Source organism: Cypionkella sp. PAMC25878, from assembly GCF_058135695.1.
On the sequence record NZ_CM176871.1, the window covers coordinates 3,861,666 to 3,880,142 of the forward strand.

22 protein-coding genes are annotated in these 18,477 nt (G+C 61.7%); 11 read left to right on the top strand and 11 right to left on the bottom strand.

All coding sequences use genetic code 11. The annotated features are described in order from the left end of the window. The gene (locus ACS5RD_RS18970) at positions 1–939 is read left to right on the top strand and encodes a glutathione S-transferase family protein (RefSeq protein ID WP_489928681.1); all 939 of its coding nucleotides are present in this window, start codon (positions 1–3) and stop codon (positions 937–939) included. After that, on the top strand, positions 936–1,535 hold the full coding sequence (locus tag ACS5RD_RS18975) for an alpha/beta hydrolase (protein ID WP_489928682.1): 600 nt from the start codon (positions 936–938) through the stop codon (positions 1,533–1,535). The genes ACS5RD_RS18970 and ACS5RD_RS18975 overlap by 4 nt, the downstream gene beginning before the upstream one ends. Here ACS5RD_RS18975 and ACS5RD_RS18980 read toward each other — a convergent pair. Beyond that, positions 1,532–2,005, bottom strand: a complete 474-nt coding sequence (locus ACS5RD_RS18980) for an Lrp/AsnC family transcriptional regulator (protein ID WP_489928683.1) — start codon at positions 2,003–2,005, stop codon at positions 1,532–1,534. The two genes, ACS5RD_RS18975 and ACS5RD_RS18980, sit on opposite strands and share 4 nt — an antisense overlap. Positions 2,006–2,297: 292 nt before the next feature. Between ACS5RD_RS18980 and ACS5RD_RS18985 the strand changes: the two genes are divergently transcribed. The 5 genes from ACS5RD_RS18985 (at position 2,298) to ACS5RD_RS19005 (ending at position 6,175) form a co-directional block, all read left to right on the top strand. Further along, a complete protein-coding gene (locus ACS5RD_RS18985) occupies positions 2,298–2,522 on the top strand; it encodes a hypothetical protein (RefSeq protein WP_489928684.1) in 225 nt (74 codons plus the stop codon). A gap of 74 nt (positions 2,523–2,596) precedes the next feature. Further along, entirely contained in the window at positions 2,597–3,718 is a 1,122-nt protein-coding gene (locus tag ACS5RD_RS18990; protein ID WP_489928685.1) for a sulfate ABC transporter substrate-binding protein, read from the top strand. Positions 3,719–3,724: 6 nt separating this feature from the next. Then, the gene (cysT, locus tag ACS5RD_RS18995; RefSeq protein WP_489928686.1) at positions 3,725–4,561 is read left to right on the top strand and encodes a sulfate ABC transporter permease subunit CysT; all 837 of its coding nucleotides are present in this window, start codon (positions 3,725–3,727) and stop codon (positions 4,559–4,561) included. Continuing rightward, entirely contained in the window at positions 4,554–5,444 is an 891-nt protein-coding gene (gene cysW / locus ACS5RD_RS19000) for a sulfate ABC transporter permease subunit CysW (protein ID WP_489928687.1), read from the top strand. Before cysT ends, cysW begins: the two co-directional genes overlap by 8 nt. A gap of 11 nt (positions 5,445–5,455) precedes the next feature. After that, positions 5,456–6,175 (top strand): sulfate/molybdate ABC transporter ATP-binding protein, encoded by a 720-nt coding sequence (locus ACS5RD_RS19005; protein ID WP_426034579.1) that lies wholly within the window; start codon positions 5,456–5,458, stop codon positions 6,173–6,175. 12 nt (positions 6,176–6,187) lie between these two features. On the opposite strand, the gene ACS5RD_RS19010 is transcribed toward ACS5RD_RS19005, so the two are convergent. The 5 genes from ACS5RD_RS19010 to ACS5RD_RS19030 form a co-directional block, all read right to left on the bottom strand. Continuing rightward, positions 6,188–7,180, bottom strand: a complete 993-nt coding sequence (locus ACS5RD_RS19010; protein ID WP_489931407.1) for a diguanylate cyclase domain-containing protein — start codon at positions 7,178–7,180, stop codon at positions 6,188–6,190. Between the two features lie 3 nt (positions 7,181–7,183). Further along, positions 7,184–7,771 carry a heme NO-binding domain-containing protein gene (locus tag ACS5RD_RS19015; RefSeq protein ID WP_489928688.1) on the bottom strand — a complete coding sequence of 196 codons (588 nt, stop codon included), beginning with the start codon at positions 7,769–7,771 and terminating at the stop codon, positions 7,184–7,186. A 178-nt stretch (positions 7,772–7,949) separates the two neighbouring features. Further along, positions 7,950–9,509 carry a trimethylamine methyltransferase family protein gene (locus ACS5RD_RS19020; RefSeq protein WP_054007982.1) on the bottom strand — a complete coding sequence of 520 codons (1,560 nt, stop codon included), beginning with the start codon at positions 9,507–9,509 and terminating at the stop codon, positions 7,950–7,952. Between the two features lie 122 nt (positions 9,510–9,631). Beyond that, complete coding sequence (locus ACS5RD_RS19025) at positions 9,632–10,318, bottom strand: HAD family hydrolase (protein ID WP_489928689.1); 687 nt, start codon at positions 10,316–10,318, stop codon at positions 9,632–9,634. A 78-nt stretch (positions 10,319–10,396) separates the two neighbouring features. Then, on the bottom strand, positions 10,397–10,678 hold the full coding sequence (locus ACS5RD_RS19030) for a DUF3572 domain-containing protein (protein ID WP_489928690.1): 282 nt from the start codon (positions 10,676–10,678) through the stop codon (positions 10,397–10,399). Between the two features lie 155 nt (positions 10,679–10,833). Here ACS5RD_RS19030 and ACS5RD_RS19035 point away from each other — a divergent pair, with 155 nt between their 5' ends. Next, on the top strand, positions 10,834–12,204 hold the full coding sequence (locus tag ACS5RD_RS19035; RefSeq protein ID WP_489928691.1) for a diguanylate cyclase: 1,371 nt from the start codon (positions 10,834–10,836) through the stop codon (positions 12,202–12,204). A gap of 43 nt (positions 12,205–12,247) precedes the next feature. Here ACS5RD_RS19035 and ACS5RD_RS19040 read toward each other — a convergent pair whose 3' ends face one another. The 4 genes from ACS5RD_RS19040 to ACS5RD_RS19055 form a co-directional block, all read right to left on the bottom strand. Continuing rightward, complete coding sequence (locus ACS5RD_RS19040; RefSeq protein WP_489928692.1) at positions 12,248–12,766, bottom strand: periplasmic heavy metal sensor; 519 nt, start codon at positions 12,764–12,766, stop codon at positions 12,248–12,250. 3 nt (positions 12,767–12,769) lie between these two features. Then, positions 12,770–13,102: a dihydroorotate dehydrogenase gene (locus ACS5RD_RS19045; protein WP_489928693.1), complete on the bottom strand. Its 333-nt coding sequence runs from the start codon at positions 13,100–13,102 to the stop codon at positions 12,770–12,772. Next, entirely contained in the window at positions 13,102–13,698 is a 597-nt protein-coding gene (locus ACS5RD_RS19050) for an RNA polymerase sigma factor (RefSeq protein WP_489928694.1), read from the bottom strand. The genes ACS5RD_RS19045 and ACS5RD_RS19050 overlap by 1 nt, the downstream gene beginning before the upstream one ends. A 181-nt stretch (positions 13,699–13,879) precedes the next feature. Beyond that, entirely contained in the window at positions 13,880–14,482 is a 603-nt protein-coding gene (locus ACS5RD_RS19055; protein ID WP_489928695.1) for an EF-hand domain-containing protein, read from the bottom strand. Positions 14,483–14,679: 197 nt separating this feature from the next. Between ACS5RD_RS19055 and ACS5RD_RS19060 the strand changes: the two genes are divergently transcribed. Together ACS5RD_RS19060 and ACS5RD_RS19065 are read left to right on the top strand one after the other, a co-directional pair. Next, positions 14,680–15,141 carry a DUF983 domain-containing protein gene (locus ACS5RD_RS19060; protein WP_489928696.1) on the top strand — a complete coding sequence of 154 codons (462 nt, stop codon included), beginning with the start codon at positions 14,680–14,682 and terminating at the stop codon, positions 15,139–15,141. Then, positions 15,138–15,749, top strand: a complete 612-nt coding sequence (locus ACS5RD_RS19065; RefSeq protein ID WP_489928697.1) for an NUDIX hydrolase — start codon at positions 15,138–15,140, stop codon at positions 15,747–15,749. The genes ACS5RD_RS19060 and ACS5RD_RS19065 overlap by 4 nt, the downstream gene beginning before the upstream one ends. Positions 15,750–15,960: 211 nt before the next feature. Here the strand turns inward: ACS5RD_RS19065 and murD are convergent, their stop codons facing one another. Then, entirely contained in the window at positions 15,961–17,361 is a 1,401-nt protein-coding gene (gene murD, locus ACS5RD_RS19070; protein WP_489928698.1) for a UDP-N-acetylmuramoyl-L-alanine--D-glutamate ligase, read from the bottom strand. Between the two features lie 313 nt (positions 17,362–17,674). On the opposite strand from murD, the gene ACS5RD_RS19075 reads away from it, so the two are divergent. Continuing rightward, positions 17,675–18,373, top strand: a complete 699-nt coding sequence (locus tag ACS5RD_RS19075) for a hypothetical protein (protein ID WP_489928699.1) — start codon at positions 17,675–17,677, stop codon at positions 18,371–18,373. Positions 18,374–18,477: the final 104 nt, after the last annotated feature.

An 18,477-nucleotide genomic window follows, 5' to 3' on the forward strand; every position in this document is an offset into this window, starting at 1 on the left:
ATGCTTGTCGATGGAAAATGGATGGAGAACTGGCAACCCGTGCAGGCGAAAGACGCTGAAGGCGGTTTTGTGCGCCAGCAATCCAGCTTTCGCAACTGGATCACCGCTGACGGTTCCTCAGGCTTCAAAGCCGAAGCCGGACGCTATCACCTTTATGTCGCCCTGATCTGCCCTTGGGCGTCACGCACTCTAATCGCTCGCAAACTCAAAGGCTTAGAATCCGCCATAACCGTCTCTGTCGTGGAACCGACCCTCACCGATCAAGGCTGGCGCTTCGGAGACTACCCCGGCAGCACGCCGGACCATCTGTACAACGCCACCTACATGCACCAGATCTACACCCGTGCCGATGCCCATGTCTCGGGGCGCGCCACTGTGCCGGTGCTGTGGGACAAACACACCAACACGCTGGTGAACAACGAATCGGCTGACATTGTGCGGATGCTCAACTCCGGCTTCGGAGATCTCGCCTCTGGCCCCGATCTCTACCCCGAAGCCCTGCGGTCTGAGATTGATGCGCTAAACGACCAGATCTACCCCGCCCTGAACAACGGCGTATATCGCGCCGGATTTGCCACCACCCAAGCCGCCTACGAAGCAGCCTTCACCGACGTGTTCGCTACGCTCGACAACCTCGAATCCCGCCTGTCGGATGCTCGCCCCTACCTGCACGGCGCGCCATTCACTGAAACCGACATCCGCGCCTTCGTCACCCTGATCCGCTTTGACGCCGCCTACCACGGCTTGTTCAAGACCAATCTGAAACGCATCGCCGACTACCCCAACCTGCAAGCCTATATGCTGCGTATCCTCGCGCTTCCCGGCGTCCGCGATACCGTTAGCATCGACCATATCAAGCGCGGTTACTACTCGATCAAAACCTTGAATCCGCTGGGCCTTGTCCCCGTCGGCCCCCTACTGCCGTGGGACAAAGCATGAGCAAGCTATTGATTATGCTGCATGGTGTCGGCAGCAGCGGCGCCGATCTGGCCCCAATCGGCCAACACATTGCGCAAAACATCGGCGCGCAATCCGAAAGCCCCGACGCCCCGCACCGCTTTGATCAAGGCGGCGCAGGTCGCCAATGGTTCTCAATCGCAGGCATCACCGAGGCCAACCGCCCCGCTCGGGTCGCCGCAGCCCGTGCCAGTTTCGACGCCACCCTCAGCGAAATCATCACCGCCCACGGCCTGCAAAACCAACTCCATAACGTCGCACTAATCGGGTTCTCGCAAGGCTCCATCATGGCCCTAGATGCCGTCGCCTCGGGCCGCTGGCCCGTCGGCGCAGTCGTCGCCTTCTCGCTGCGCCTCGCCAGCCCAGCGCCGCTAACGCCAGCGCTAAAAACCCCGGTTCTGCTGATCCACGGCACCAGCGACCCGGTGATGCCGATCACCGAGGCCACCACAGCCGAAGCCGCCCTGACCGCAGCAGGCGTGCAGACCACCCTCCATCTGCTGCCCGGCGTCGGCCACACCATCACCCCTGCGGGCGTGGCATTGGCCGAAACCTTCCTGCGCACGAGCCTTACCTAACGCCGCTGCGTATCCACCGGATAGGCGGTGCCATACTTCATCCGCTCCATCACGAAATGTGAGGTGAAATTCTTGATCGCCACCGCGTCAGTGAGTCGCTTGTAAAGCCCGTCAAAATCCGCCGTATCGCCGACCGAAACCCGCAGCAGATAATCCATCTCTCCGGCCATCCGGTAGACTTCCATGATCTCAGGGATCGCCTCGGTCGCCTTCATGAACGCCTCGCGCCACTCGGCAGAATGATCCACCGCTTCGACCTCGACAAACACCGTCAGGCCAAAGCCAAGCCGCGCCGGGTCCACCATTGCCACCCGTCCGGTGACAATGCCAGTGGCCTCAAGCCGTTGAATCCGCTTCCAGCATGGCGTCTGTGATAGCCCCACCCGGTCGGCAATCTGCGCCACCGGCAGCGTCGCATCGCGCATCAACTCGGCGATAATCTTGCGATCAATCTGATCAAGTTCGGCCATAGCCGTTCCCCTTCTGGTTCTGCGCCTAGGATGTGGCAAAAATTCTAAATGTCTACCATCTTTATCGTGATATATTTCAAAAGTACGATAAACTATTGTTTTAAAACAACTATATCTACAAAAACCATCTCTTCATCCCCTCAACCCATTGAGAATAAAGCAGAGAGAATTTTCTTCTAAAATCACGACAAAAAAGAGCGTTATTTTTCCGTTGCTAAACTCGACTAACTCTGTCGTTATTAAGGGTATCGACACACTCGACCCTACCCAACTAATCCAGAGGGAGACCACCATGTTCGCAGCACCCCAATCAGTCTTCAGCCATGCGGCGCCGATGTCCTGCGCCTATCAGGTTTCTCTGATCGACCGCCGCACCGGACGCGCCCACCGCGTCTCGGGCAGCCCGCTGGTCCGCTTCACCCGCGATCCGCAAGCTGCGGTGCAAGAATTGCTCGACGGCCGCGATGCCCGCCTGTGGGAAACCCGCGTCGAGCCCTTGGACCCCTACGCAAGATGACCGCCCCCATTCTCGGGTTCATCCCCGCCCTTCCTTTCCCGGCGAAACGCCATCCCATCCCGCAGGAGAAACCAATGCTCACCACCATCACCGTTGCAGGGACCGTGACGGCCCAAGGCACCCTCACCCAGCGCCATGCAGATGGCCGCGTCACCATCACCACCGGTGAGCGCGAGTTCGTAGGCTTCCCGGTGCGCGAAAACTGGCTGGGCAAGGCGGCGCTGGTCGCGCTTTCGGCGCTCTATCTCAGTTTCTCGGCAGCCCAAGAGCTTCGCGCCGAAACCCTGCTGAACGTCAGCTACGACCCAACGCGCGAACTTTACAAAGACCTGAACGCCGCCTTCATCGAAAGCTACACCGCCGCAGGCAACCCGGCTCCGACGATTGAGGCCAGCCATGGCGGTTCCGGCGCACAAGCCCGCGCCGTGATCGAAGGTCTGGATGCGCAGGTTGTCACGCTGGCACTCGCCGCCGACATCGACAAGATCGCCAAGGAAGGCAAACTGCCCGCCGATTGGCAGTCGAAACTGCCGCACAATTCCTCACCCTATACCTCGACCATCGTGTTCCTCGTCCGCGAAGGCAACCCGAAGGGCATCAAAGACTGGGGCGATCTGGTGAAAGATGGCGTTGAAGTGATCACCCCGAACCCGAAAACGAGCGGAGGCGCGCGCTGGAACTACCTCGCCGCTTGGGCTTGGGCAGAAAAGAACGGCCAAGACCCGCAAGCCTTTGTCAAAACCCTGCTGGAACATGTGCCTGTGCTGGACAAAGGCGCACGCGACGCCACCACCACGTTCGCCCAGCGCGGCATCGGTGATGTGCTGCTGGCTTGGGAGAATGAGGCCTACTTGGCTGAAAAAGAGCTTGGCGACGATCAGTTTGATATCGTCGTGCCCTCGCTCTCGATCCTCGCCGAACCGCCCGTCGCCTTGGTTGAGGCCAATATTCACAACGACGATCAGCGCAAACTGGCCGAGGCTTACCTGAACTTCCTCTACACCCCCGAAGCCCAAGCCATCATCTTCAAAGACTACTACCGTGGCTGGGATACCTCGAAAGCCGATCCGGCTGACGTTGCCCGCTTCCCGAAACTGGAACTTGTCGACATCAGCCACTTTGGCGGCTGGGCAGAAGCACAGAAAACCCACTTCGCCGATGGCGGCACCTTCGATCAAATCTACACCGCGAAGTAACGCCCCATGAGCAGACCGCTGATCAACAGATCCCCGCTTCCCGGCATGGCCCTTAGTGCCGGGATCACCCTCACCCTGCTGTCTCTGGTGGTCTTGCTGCCAATCGGCGCCCTTCTCTTGAAGGGCGCCACTGCCGGTTTGCCAGCCCTGTGGACCGAGGTGAACACCCCCCGCATCTGGGGCGCGCTGTTCCTGTCGTTCCGACTTTCCTTCATTGCCGCCCTGATCAACCTAGTCATCGGTGTCGCCCTCGCCTGGGTCTTGGTGCGCTACCGCTTCCCCGGCCGCCGCCTTCTCGACGCCGCCGTTGACCTCCCCTTCGCGCTACCCACCGCCGTCGCAGGCATCGCTTTGACCGCCCTTTACGCCCCAAACGGCGCGTTCGGCTCCATCGCCAAAGACCTCGGCTTCAAGATCGCCTATACCCAATGGGGCATCCTGATCGCCCTCATCTTCGTCGGCCTGCCTTTTGTGACCCGCACCGTGCAACCCGTCGTCGAAGAAATCGAGCGTGAGGTAGAAGAAGCGTCCGCCACCCTCGGCGCCACCCGCGCCTACACCCTGCGCCGCGTCGTCCTTCCCATGCTGGCCCCCGCCGCAATGACAGGCTTTGCCCTCTCACTCGCCCGTGCGGTTGGCGAATATGGCTCGGTAATCTTCATCGCGGGCAACATCCCGCTGAAAACCGAGATCGCGCCCCTGCTGATCGTCATCAAACTCGAAGAATTCAACTATGTCGGGGCCACCGCCATCGGCATCGCCATGCTCGTGATTTCCTTCGCAATGCTTTTGCTGATCAACGCCATCCAAGTTCTCAGCCGCCGGAGGATTGGCTATGTCTGACACCCCCACCCACCACTTGCCGAAACCCACAGGTTCGCAAGCGCATCGCCCGGTCACCACCGAATCCCCCGGCTTCCGCTTCGGCCTGATCGCGGTCGTCGTGCTATTCCTCGCGCTTTTGCTGTTCGCCCCCCTCGTCGCCGTCTTCGCCGAGGCCCTCTCGAAAGGTGCCATCGAAGCCGTCAAATCCCTCGCCAACCCCGAGGCGTCTTCTGCAATCAAACTCACCCTCATCGTCGCCGCCGTCGCCGTCCCCCTTAACGCCGTCTTCGGCATCGCAGCGGCATGGTTTATCACCAAATACGACTTTCGCGGCAAAGCTCTGCTGATCACCCTGATCGACCTGCCGTTCTCGGTCTCTCCGGTCGTCGCGGGCCTCTGCTTGGTGCTTACCTTCGGCGCAAACACCGCCGTCGGCGGCTGGATGGTCGCGCATGGCTACCCCATCGTCTTCGCTTTGCCCTCGATCATCCTCGCCTCGATGTTCGTGACCTTCCCTTTTGTTGCCCGCGAGTTGATCCCGGTGATGATCGAGCAAGGCAAGGCCGAGGAGGAAGCCGCCCTCACCCTCGGAGCCTCCGGCTGGCGCATCTTCTTCACCGTGACCCTGCCCAACATCCGCGGGGCACTGCTCTACGGTGTGCTGCTCTGCAATGCCCGCGCCATGGGTGAATTCGGCGCAGTCGCCGTGGTCTCGGGCAAAATCCGCGGCCAAACCGCCACCATGCCGATCACCATTGAGATGCTGTACAACGAATATCTCTCGGTCTCTGCCTTCAGCCTCGCCGCCGTACTTGCACTATTGGCGCTGCTGACCCTCACCCTGAAAACCCTGCTGGAATGGCGCTTTGCCGATCAGCTTGCCGCCGCACACCGTCCCTGAAAGGCCAAACCATGCAAATCGAAATTGATCAGATTTCCAAAGAGTTCGGCGCGACGGCAGCCCTGCACCCCGTCTCGCTGTCGATCCCCTCGGGCGCTTTGGTGGCGCTGCTCGGCCCATCGGGGTCCGGCAAAACCACCCTGCTGCGCATCCTCGGCGGCCTCGAATTCCCCACCGCAGGCCGGGTGCTGTTCGACGCATCCGACGCCACCAACCTCACCGTGCAAGACCGCCGCGCCGGATTTGTGTTCCAATCCTACGCTTTGTTCCGCCACATGACAGTATTCGAGAACATCGCCTACGGCTTGCGTGCCCGCCCCCGCGCCGGGCGACCCGCCAAGGCCGAAATCGCCCGCCGCGTCACCAAACTGCTGGAGCTGATCCAACTGCCCGACATCGGCGCACGCTATCCCAGCCAGCTTTCCGGCGGTCAACGCCAACGCGTCGCCCTCGCCCGCGCGCTTGCCATCGAGCCCCGGATGCTGCTGCTCGACGAGCCCTTCGGCGCATTAGACGCCCGCGTGCGCAAAGAACTCCGCGCGGGCCTGCGCGAGATTCACGACACCACCGGGTTGACCACAATCTTCGTCACCCATGACCAAGACGAAGCAATGGAACTCGCCGATCTGGTCGTCGTGATGTCGATGGGCCGGATTGAACAAATTGGCCGCCCGCAAGACATCCGCGCCCGCCCCGCCACGGCTTTCGTGAAAGAATTTCTGGCAGTCTGACCGCCAGAAGCCTCAAGCCGACAGTAAATCATCCCCTGTCGGCTGATAAAACTGCGCCTGCGCCCGCCCTGCCCGCTTTGAGGCATAAAGCGCCGCATCGGCATCGCTCAGCATCCGCTCGGCCTCGGGCGGATCATACAGTGTCGAAATCGTCAGACCAATCGAGGCCGAAATCCGGCATGGAGAGCCTTCAAAATCAATCGGTTGCGTCAAGCGTTCAATGATCCGCCGCGCAATCTGCTTCAAGCGCGCCGGGTCAGACAACCCCGGCAGCAGCACGACAAACTCATCGCCGCCCACCCGTGCCACCATGTCCGAAGCGCGGGTTTCCTCGACCAAAGCCTTTGCCACTTCGCGCAGCACGACATCACCCGCCGCATGGCCCAAGCTGTCATTGACCTGCTTGAAGTAATCCAGATCAATATGCATCAACCCAAACGCCACGCCCTGCCCGATCAGCGCGGGCAGCGACACTTCCAGCGCCCGCCGGTTGCGCAAGCCCGTCAGCGTGTCGGTCAGCGCCTGTTCCTCCGCCGTTGCCTTTGCGCCCAAAAGGCTCAGGTTCAGCCGCCGCAATTCCGTCATCACCGCCTGCTTGACCTCGACCAGATACAGCATTTCCACCGCCATATCGGTCGCGGCAAAATCCGCATCGGTCAGCGCATGTTGCCGCACCGCCTCAATCAACCGGATGCCAAACGACAGATTCAGCAGCATCCCGCCATCACTCGTTGGCATCGCCAGCCCACGAAACGTATCGCCCTTGCCGCGCAGATCGACATGCAACCGCACCCCGGCCCGCGCCCGCAGATCCTCCATCGAGATGATCCCGGCAGGTCGGCGCACCGAAAACACTTTCAGAAACCCCACCCCCAACGGCAGCGGCCCCTCAATCAGCTTGACCAAGGTCGGCCCCATCGAGTTGATTTTGCCCGCCGCGTTCAGCCCAACATGCATCGGCATCAATCGCGACAGTGCCGCTTTGTTTAACACAACCCCCGGCATCACCTAAGCCTCCGGCATGGCGAGTTCAAACCGCCGCCCCTCTGCAAAAGCGTGATCCAGCAGATGCACCGCAACCACCTCGCGCCCCGCCTCAACGCCTGCATGATCCAACACCACCAGCGCGCCATAATCATCCGCCATCGCCCGCAAAAGCCCCACCGTCACATGCCCCACGCCCTCAATCAGCCGCGAGACATGCAGCAAAAACCGCCCCTCGCCCTGATCCATCAGGGTGAATTCCGGCACCTCCAGGTCGGGCAGACCCAAGCGGCCGTGTTCCGGCAAATCTTCCATCGAGTGCAGAAAATCCTGAAAACTCACCCCGCCAAAGCGCAACAGCCGGCGCAGCGCCTCAAGATTGGGATGCGACACCAGATAAGTGCCCAAATCCTCTAACACCGTCTCACGGGGCCGCTGCAAATGTCGGGCGGCGGCGTCAATCACGCTTTCGGTCAGCGCCGTGTCATAGATCAGCAGCGGTTCAAAATTGTCAAAGCCGAGCCCCGCCATGCGCGCAATCGCAGACCAGCTGGCCGCCCCATAGGTGTCGCGCAGAAAACACTGGATCGAGCGGTTGATCAGGCCGTGCATCGGGATACTCGCAAATGATTCTCCCCGACTGTAAGCGCAGGGCATTAATAATTGCCAAATGCCCGAAGGCTTGCGCCGAGCAAGCCCCGATTTGCCACCCCGGCACAAGCACACGCCAAAAACGCAAAACGGCCCGCGCGGAAATCCGCACAGGCCCATCCTAACCCCTTACCAGCAATCAGAAATCGGTCGGTGCGCCACCCTCTTGCTTGCGCTTGGCCACAAACTGCCGCAGCGCTTCCTGATCATTGCCGTTCATCTCGGGTGCTTCAAATTCCGCGATGATCTGTTTGTAGATCCGATGCGCGCGCTCCACCGTCCAGATCGAACCATCCTGCTGCCACGCTTCATAATTCCGCCAATCCGACACGATCGGCGCATAAAACGCCGTGGCGTAGCGGTCTTGCGTGTGCTGGCAACCAAAGTAATGCCCGCCGGGGCCAACCGCCTTGATCGCGTCAAACGCCAGATCATCCGGCGTCACCGCCACCACCGCATCCTCAAAATAGCGCTGGATCATCTGCAACACTTCACAGTCCATGATGAACTTCTCGGGGCTTGCGATCAGCCCGCCCTCCAACCAACCCGCCGCGTGATAGACCATGTTGGTGCGGCTTTGCACCGCCGCCCACAGGCTGTTGGACGTTTCCCACATCGCCTGCCCATCCGGCACGTTGGCCGCACAGGTGCCAGACGAGCGCAGCGGCAGCCCATAAAACCGCACCAACTGCCCGGTCATCTGCGTCGCGCGCATATATTCCGGCGTACCAAACGCCGGCGCCCCCGATTTCATATCGACGTTCGAGGTGAACGTCCCCAACGCCACCGGGCAGCCCGGATTGATATATTGCAGCAAGGCCACCCCGGCCAAACCTTCCGCCAAAGACAGCGACACCGCCCCCGACATGGTGACAGGTGCCATCGCCCCCGCCAAGGTAAACGGCGTGATCACAACGGGTTGCCCGCGTTTGGCCAACCGCATCGCGCCATCCAGCATCGGATAATCATGCTGCAACGGCGAGACCGAGTTGATGTTGGTATACATCCGCGGCTTGGCGTCGAATTCGTCGTGCGAAAGACCGCCCGCGATGCGGACCATCTCCATCACATCCTCAACCCGCTCGGCTCCCAGCGAATAAGCGTGCACCACCTTATCGGTCAGCGTCAGCTTTTCATACAAACAGTCCAGATGCCGCACCGAGGCATGAATATCCACCGGCTCCACCGGATAGCCGCCCGCGACATGGATGCAGTTGAAATACTGCGTCAGTTTCATGAATTCCTTGAACGTCTCAAAGTCGCCAGTCCGCTTGCCACGCTCCAGATCCCAGGCATTGGGCGGAGAAGACACATTCACAAACAGCATATGCTTGCCGCCCATGATCAGCTCACGCTCCGGATTACGCGGCGTGATGGTGAAGCTTTCCGGCGCATGCGAAAGCATCTCCATGACGAAATCTTCGTCCATCTTGACGTTGGTGCCATTCACCACGCAGCCAGCCTGCTTGAGATAAGCCACCGCCTCCGGGTTCAGAAACTCGATGCCGATTTCCTTCAAAATCCGCATCGTCGCTTTGTGCACCGCCTGCACACCATCGGCGTCCAACGGCTCAATCGGGCGGTCGTTGTTGACCGGAATCCGCCACGGCATCTGGTCAATCACCGCCGAGCCCGCCCGGCTTTTGTTGCCCGCCCGACCCCCGGCACGAATGCGTTTGCGGCTTGCGTCATCGCTCATCTGGCGTCTCCATTCCTGCAACCACAACCGTGGCCGCTGCTGGTGCCTAAGATGAACGAAACGCAGCGCCTTAGCGCACCACGTTCCCGACGCAAATGTGTCGTTTTTATCCGACGCCCCGGTTAGGCGGCAGCCAAACCGTCAATCCAGGCCGCCAATTCGCCGATATTGGTCAAAACCACATCGGCATGCGCCTCAAGATCGGCGCGCACAGCGATACCGGTCAGCACCGCCACCGCCTGCATCCCCGCAGCCCGGCCCGCATCCAGATCATGCAAACTATCGCCCACCATGGCAACCCGCCCCGGCGTCAGTCCGCACTGCGCAACGAAAGCCAGAAGTTGCCCCGGCGCAGGCTTGCCACCAAAACCGGAATCGCAGCCGACCACGAAATCGAACAACTCCAACACCCCGGCCCCGGCCAAATGCCGCCGCGCAGGCAGCTCGGTGTCATTGGTCGCCAAACCCAGCTTCAACCCGCGCGCCCGCAATGCCTCCAACACGGCAGGCAAATCCACCGCAGGCACCATCGGCGCATCGGCGGAAAGCTGGTTCATCCGCTCCAACAACTCCTCCAACCCCAGCCCCGGCAAATGCGGCAGCAGAATATCGGCGATCTGGGGCGTGGTCATTGCGATCACCGGGCTGTCGGCGGCAAAATCATTCCGCGCCGCATCATAGCCCAGAACCGAGGCCAACCGCCCATCGGCATCGCCCAACTCGGCCAACAGGTTGCGAGTCCACGCCCCCCAGCTCAGGCGGAAATCAAACAACGTGCCGTCCTTGTCGAAAATCAGCGCCTCAATCATGCTCGTCTCCATTAGGTCAGCCCGCTGAGCGGGTCCGCTTTTGGCCCGCACCCTGCCGCGCCGAAACCGAAAACGCAATCAGGTCCAGTTCGGCAATTCGCCCCCAGGCAGCGCCGCCCGTGCCTGCATCACCGCCGTATAGGGCAGGCCTGCGGCATCGCAGAATCCGATCACCCGCGAATCATCCTCCATCAGAAAATCCAATACCGCGCCCAAAAACACCGGATCACCCGCAAGGGCGGCCAATTCCCCCTGCCCGGCGCCCGTCGCGTTAAGGAAGACCCCCACCAGATCATCCTGCGCCAAAAGCCAAGCAAACGCCTGCAAAGCCAGAGTTTCAGCAGATTCCCGCCTATTCATGCCGCATTTCCTAGGTTTTGCACAGGTCACGCGACAATTGCGCATCTGAGATATTGGTTTTGGAAAGGATTTCTTAACCCTTTCGGCGGCACACTGGAAACACAAGCTTAACACTTAACTCAGGCGTTTCGACAATGGTCGGCAAGATACTCATTGTGGACGATGTTGCGACAAATCGCATCGTCATGAAGGTCAGGCTGACGGCTGCTGGCTACACGCCGCTTTTGGCGGCCGATGGCGCGGCCGGTCTGAAACTTGCATTGACCGAAGCGCCCGATCTGATTCTGCTTGAACTCTCCCTGCCAGATATGCCGGGGCTGCACTTGCTGGAACGATTGCGGGCGGAACCCGCATTGCGGCATGTGCCGATCGTGATCTGCTCACCTGTGCTGGATGCCAAAGCCCGCTGCGAGTCCTTCCGCGCCGGGGCCGATGATTTCCTGCAAAAACCGCTGGATGATCAAAGCCTGTTGGCGCGTATCCGCAGCTTCATGCGCGCCCGCGATGAGGTGGAAGGTTTCGCACCGCATCACGACGGCATCGCCATGCTGGGTCTGGCCGAAGCCCCGGCGACGTTTTACCAACCCGGCGTGATCGCCCTGATCACCCAACGCAGCGAAGTGGCGCTGAAACTGCGCCGCGATATGGCCCCGCATCTAACCGACCGCGTGCTTGCCATGACGGCAGAAGAGGCGATGACCGAAGGCATGCATCATGGTGCCACACCCGACGTTTTCCTGATCGAATCCGATTTCAACGGTCCGGGCTCTGGTCTGCGGTTGATGTCAGAACTGCGCTCGCGCACCCACAGCCGCCATGCCGCGTTTTGCGTGCAATCCGGCCTCGGCTCGGCCATCGCGGCGGCGGTGGCGTTTGATCTTGGGGCGCATGATCTGGTGGCAGATGGCATCCCCGCCGAAGAACTCGCGCTGCGTCTGGCCCGGCTGCTGGTGCGCAAGCGTGAAGCCGATGCGATGCGGGCCTCGGTGCAAGACGGATTGCGCTTGGCGATGATCGACAGCCTGACGGGTTTGCACAACCGCCGTTACGGCATGGCGCAACTCGCCGCCATCGCCGATATTTCCCGCCGCTCGGGGCAGGAATTTGCCGTGATGGTGGTCGATCTGGATCGCTTCAAATCGGTGAACGACCGCTGGGGTCATGCCGCAGGCGACGCCGTGCTGATTGAGGTGGCAGAAAGGCTGAACCGCAATCTGCGGGCGGGCGATCTGCTTGCCCGCATCGGTGGCGAAGAATTCCTGATCGCTCTGCCCGAAACCTCGCTTACTGAGGCCCGCAGCATTGCCGAACGCCTGTGCCACGCCATCGAAGAAACCCCGGTACGGATCGGCGATTTTGCTGCCCTTCAGGTCACCGTTTCGATTGGCCTTGCCACCTCAGCCGATGCCTGCGCCCCCAGCGTCAAAGACACCTTGTCAGACCTGATTGACCGCGCCGACCGCGCCTTGCTTTACGCCAAATCGGCGGGCCGCAACCAAGTCACCATCAGCCGCACCGCCGCATAACAAAGATCGAAGTATCGCCACGCCCCGGCCCCAACCGAGATCCCTAAGGCTTCGGCGGTGGCCCCTCATCGCCGAACTTATCCGGCCCACCCTTGCCACCCTGCTGCAAGCGCTTCTCCAGCCGATCCGCAAACGCCCGCCGCGCCTCGGGCGTCATCGCCACCAGCAAATCGCGCATCAGGCCCTGCCCCACCTCAAACCGCCCCGCCATCCGCAGCCTTTGCGCCTCCAACACTGCCGCCAGCTGGCCGGGATCAAACGGCTCCGCCCGCAACACCCCCAGCAAAACCTGCGCATCCCGGCCTGCCTCTTGCCGCGCCTGCCGCATCTCAGGCATCCGCGCCAGCAACGCCTTGCGCAACGCCTTGCGATCCTCCCGTCTCAACGCCTCGGAAAACGGACCAAAGCCGATCTCGCGCACCCCACGTGGCCCGCCATCCTCGTGATCTTTCAGAAACGAGCCCGCAAACAGCCCCGCCACGGCCAGGTTCAGCGCCACCGAGACCGCCAGCGCGATCCGCAACCCCTTGCCGGGCACTTTCCCCACAGCCGCTCCGCTCATCACCTATTCCTCTGCCAAAAGCACATCGAGTTGCGGCATCAGATCGACCTGATCGACCGCACTCCCCGCCCACATCTCCGCAACCGCGCCCATACCCTCGGGCTGCACAAAGCCGAAAAACAACCCCGCCACCGCAGCCGAACCCACACCCACCAGCGATCCCGCGCCGCCAAACAATGTCGCCAGCCCCGCCAACCAGCCTGCACGCGGCACCACCGCCACCACTGGCCGCGCCTGCAGATCAGCCGCATCCGTCAAAACCCGCGCCATCAGCGCCTCCGAAGGCTGCACCAAAACCCGCGATGCCCCGGCCAATAGATCATCAAGATCATCCATCATTCCGCCTCCTCATAGCCTAAAGCCGCCCGCTGCCCCGACAAAAGCGCGACCAGTGCCCGCTTGCCCCGCGCCGTCAGACTTTCCACCGCTTCCACGCCAATCTGCAAAATCTCGGCAATCTCGGGGTTGCTGAAGCCCTCAATATGCCGCAACACCACCGCTTCCCGCTGTCGCTCGGGCAAGGCCGCCAAAGCCAAGTCCAACGCCGCCATCCGGTCCGCTTCCATCATCCCGGCCACCACCGAAGCAGCACCATCCGCAGGTTCCGCCACATCATCCAACGCCTCGGCCCGCCGCCGCCTGCGCGCCCGCAGACGATCCGTGCACAGATTGGCCACCACCCGGTAAATCCAGGTTGAGACCTCCGCCTCACCCTGCCGCCACTCCGGCGCCACCTTCCACAGCCGCAGCATCGCCTCTTGCGCCACATCCTCGGCCTCAATGCGATCCGCCAGCATCCGCCCGGCATAGCCCAAAACCCGTGGCAACAGCCGCCCAGCCAGCAGCCGTGCGGCATCGGGGTCGCCATGGGCATAGAGCACCACCAGCGCCTCATCGGCCAAGTCTGCAAGGGTATCGCGCGGCATTGTCATCCTGTGATCGGGCTTACCCGGCTTGCTCCGGGCTGGCAATGTTTCGCAACAGATCTGGGTTTCGCTGTGACGTGGGGTCTGCGGCAACAACCGCAAACCCCACCCCTGACGCCCCGATCCCGGCCAAAGCCTCTGGGGATCATCGACCCCAACCCAGATCAGGGCACCAGATCAGGTTTGATCAGTTCGCCGGATCATCCCCACCATCCGGCCCGCCCATCATGTCATCCTCCATCGCAGAACCATGCTTGCCGTGTTTGCCGTGGCCCTTGCCATGCTTCTCATGCATCGCCTTGCGCGCGGCATCGACCTCATCTTGGGTGACCGCCCCGTCCGCATTGGCGTCGATCCGATCAAACAGCATCTCCGGCCCCGGACGCGCCGCCATCTCAGCCGCGCTCAACAACCCGTCGCCATCCGAGTCCATCTTCTTGACCATCTCCGCCGAGCGCGCCTTGATCCGATCTGTCGAGGCCGCAATCCGCGGGGCCGCCAGCTCATCTGCCGAGATCTTGCCATCCGCATTGGCGTCCATCGCCTTGACCTTGGCGGCACGGAACGCCTCTACCTCGGCTTTGGTCACTTTGCCGTCTTTGTCCGCATCCAAAGTGGCAAAATCAAACCCGCCATGCGGCGTTTGCGGCGGTGTGGCATCCTGCGCATAGGCTGCAGCCCCCATCAAAGCCGCCACCAGAATCAAGGCCGACCCTGCCAGTTTCGGATTGCCCGCCAGTGTGCTGTAGCGCGCCATTTTGCTGTTGATCGCCGTTTTGCTGTTAAGCATGCTGTTCTCCTCAAGCTCGCCGCAGCCTCTGCCATGGCGTTCATACCCAGATAAACGCCGCAGCTTTCGGTTTCCGTCGCGCAGCGCCGCTGGATTTTTTCAGCCCCGCTTGCGACAAAGCACCGCCCCCCCGTGTAAGCACTCAACTTTCGTCCCCACATCGGTTAGAACATGCCTCTCGCATTCAGGATTTTCCGATGACCGACGCCGCCCTGCACCTTGTCCCTGACCACGGGGCCGCTGATCTCCACGCCCATGATCACGATGGCTTTGCCGAACGACCAACTTGGCCCGCGCTGCGCCGGGGCTGGGCGCGGCGCTGCCCGAATTGTGGCGCGGGTCCGCTGCTGAAAGGCTATCTCAAGGTGCGTGAAAGCTGCCCGGTCTGCGCGCAGGATTTCACCCCGCAGCGCGCCGATGATGGCCCGGCCTACCTCACTATCCTGATCGTCGGGCATGTGATGGCACCGCTGTTGATGTTTGTGTTCGTGAAATACCGCCCCGAGCCTGCCACCCTGTTCACCATATTCTCCATCGGCACCGTGGCGCTGTCGCTGTATCTGCTGCCCCGGCTGAAAGGCGCGCTGGTGGCGCTGCAATGGGCCAAGCGGATGCACGGCTTTGGCCGCACCACCGCCACCACACCCGAGCAGTTGTGAGCAACGCCGCCGAGACCATCCGCCCCGCCGCCACCATCGTGCTGTGGCGGCCTGCGGCCACGGGGTTTGAGGTTCTGATGGGTCAGCGCGGCCATGCTGCCGCCTTCATGCCCTCAAAGTACGTATTCCCCGGTGGCGGCGTTGATGCCGAGGATGCCACCGATACCCTGCCCGGCCTCACTGTCGATTGCGCCCACCGCCTGACGCTGAACTGCCCCGCAGATGCCCCCACACCGGGCACGCTTGCGACCGCAGCCCTGCGCGAGTTGACCGAGGAAACCGGGCTTTCGCTGCCGGGTCCCGCCCCCGGTGCCCTGCGCTTCATGTTTCGCGCCATCACCCCACCGGGTCGCCCGCGCCGCTTTGACGCGCGGTTTTTCCTGACCTCCGCCGCAGGTGTTGCGGGCGACACCGAAACCTTCTCCGACACCCTGACCGAGCTGTCGCACCTGCATTGGATCGGCCTCGCGGCCGCCCGCGCGCTCGATCTGCCCTTCATCACCGAGGTCGTCCTCGCCGAAGTGACCGCCCTTTTGCGCGGCCAAACCCAACCCGGCGTGCCGTTCTTCGACAACTCCGGTCCGGTGCCAACCTTCCGCAGGTTGTAAGCAAGCCACCCAGCGTCAAAACCACCCACTTAAGGTCATCCTCTGTGCTCAAATATCCCCGCCGGAGGCACGCGCCTCCAGCCCCCGAAGCCTCCGGCGGGAGTATTTCAAAAAGAGCAATTGGGCAGAAAAGTTAAGACTTTCTGAACGTCGACCCATAACCATTTGAAATAAAACATAATAAAAATGGCCCCGAGTTACCCCCCCGGCATCACCTCACCAAAGCCTTCACCCGCGCGGCAAAATCATCGCCCCGCACCTCAAAATTCGGATACTGATCAAACGAGGCCGCCGCCGGGGCCAGCAACACCACCTCCCCCGCCACAGCTTCCTCAGCTGCCCGAGAAACGGCACGCTCCATCGTCTCACAAATCTCATAGGCGGTGTCGCCCAATTCCAGCGCAAAATCGCGCGCCGAATGTCCGATCAGGTAGGCCTTCACCACCGATCCCAGATGCGGCACCAGCCCCGCAATCCCGCCCTCCTTACCCATCCCGCCCGCGATCCAGCGGATCTTCGGAAACGCCTGCAAAGCCTTGGCCGCCGCATCGACATTGGTGGCCTTGCTGTCATTGATAAACCGCACCCCGGCCTTCTCACCGACCAACTGGCTGCGGTGCGGCAACCCCGCAAACGAATGAAACGCCGTCTCAATCAGCTTCGGCCCGATCCCAAGGCTGCGACAGGCCGCGTAGGCCGCGCAAGCATTCTGATGATTATGCGCCCCCGGCAGCCCCGCCACTTCCCTCAAATCCACCGAGGCCACCTGCTTGCCGCGCCGCCATTCCGCCAGAAAGCCTTTGCGGGCAAACACGGCCCAGCCAAACCGCTCCAGCTTCTGCCCCGAGGAAATCCGGATCACCCGGTCATCCTGCGGGCCTTCCGACATCTGGTTGGCCAGAAACCGCCCCTCGACCTCATCCACCCCGATCACCGCGCGATCTGGGCCGCCTTCCGAGAAAAGCCGCCGCTTCGCTGCGAAATAGCCGCCCATCCCGGCGTGGCGGTCCAGATGATCCGGCGAGAGATTGGTGAACACCGCGACATCCGGGGTCAGGCTGCGGGCGAGGTCGGTTTGGTAGGAGGACAGTTCCAGCACCACCACCTCACCATCCTGTGCGGGCTCGATATCCAGCACGCCGCGGCCGATATTGCCCGCCATCTGCGTCGCCCGTCCGGCCACCTCAAGGATATGATGGATCAGCGCCGTCGTGGTGGATTTACCGTTCGATCCGGTCACGCAAATCACCCGGGGGGTGAGGTCGAAATCATCCCATTCCGGTCCCGCAAAGCTGCGGAAGAACAGGCCGATATCGTTGTCGAGCGGCACCCCGGCTTCCAAGGCCCGCGCGATCACTTTGTTCGGGGTGGGATAAAGATGCGGGATACCGGGAGAGGTGATCAGGGCCAGCACGCCGTCAAAAGCGCCCGCTCGGGTCAGGTCGGTGCAGGTGAAACCCTCGGCCTCGGCCTTCAAACGGGCCTCGGGGCTGTCGTCCCAGATCAGCGCCTCGGCCTCGCCAGCAGTCAGGGCCCGGGCGGTGGCAAGGCCGGAGCGGCCCAGACCCAGCACGGCCACTTTTTGGCCCTCATAGCCTTTTACGGGAATCATAGCAGCCTCCGGTTTTATCTCGCCCAGACAATGCCCCGAGCCGGGGGGGCGGGGCAAGGCGGCATCTGTCCACGCGTGGACAGAGGGGCGGGGTGTGGTTTATCAAGGGGTTAGGGGTGAGGCGTTAAGAGGTTGTTAGGTTTTTCCCGGCGTGGCGGGGTGAACCCCGCCCTATGATTGGCAAAGGCGTCTGAGGTGAGTCTCCACCGCAACACTATCGCACCACCTCAGGGCGTTTGCCCTTCAAAGCTGGTGACGCGCTCGCTGTGACTCTATGCTGACCAAAGCAGTCAAAAATAAGAAAGTGACCATTATGCAGGTTGTTAGCAAGCACACCCTCGCCGCCCTTAGCCTTGTTCTGGCAAGCTCAGCCGCCCAGGCCGAGATGACAGGCGGGCAGGTTAAGCTGTCGCAATCGGGGTTTACCGATGATTTCTCGGTGGCCAAGACCAATATCAGCGGCTCAGTCGAGCTGGCGTTTGGACCGCAGTTTGGCATGCAGATGGATCTGGGCGTCAATATGCTGAACTTCGCCGATGAGACGGCCACGAATTTCGTGACGCACGGCACCTATAAGCTGGGCGACAGCACGGCCCTTGGCGCGTTTTACGGCATGGATGCGGTGAACGGCGGGCGCACGGATATTTATGGGCTTGAGGCGGCGCAGAATTTTGGCACTGGCGGTGTGCAGGGCTATGTCGCGCATGCCGAAGACGATGGTGGCAGCGGCACGGTGCTGGGTGTCAGCGGCGGCATGGTGATGGGCAATGGCGTGGGCATTGGCGGGTCGCTCGATCACGGCTCGTTTGATGGCACGTCGCTGACACGCTATGGTTTGCGCGGTTCGTTCGGCTTGGGCGAAAGCTCAAAAATGTTCGCGGAGCTTGGGGCGTTGAACACCGATGCGGGATCGGAAACCTATGCCAAGATTGGCGCGACCTATAACTTTGGTGCGAATTCTGGGTTGATGTTTGGCGACCGTAGCCTGTTCAACCTGCTGCCGGGGTCGTGACTTGCAGGCTTTGATCTGGTCAGCAGCATAAATGAAAACGCCTGACGATCGGATCGTCAGGCGTTTTCATTTGTAGGGTGTCGATGCCGTGGCGAAGGGCGGTG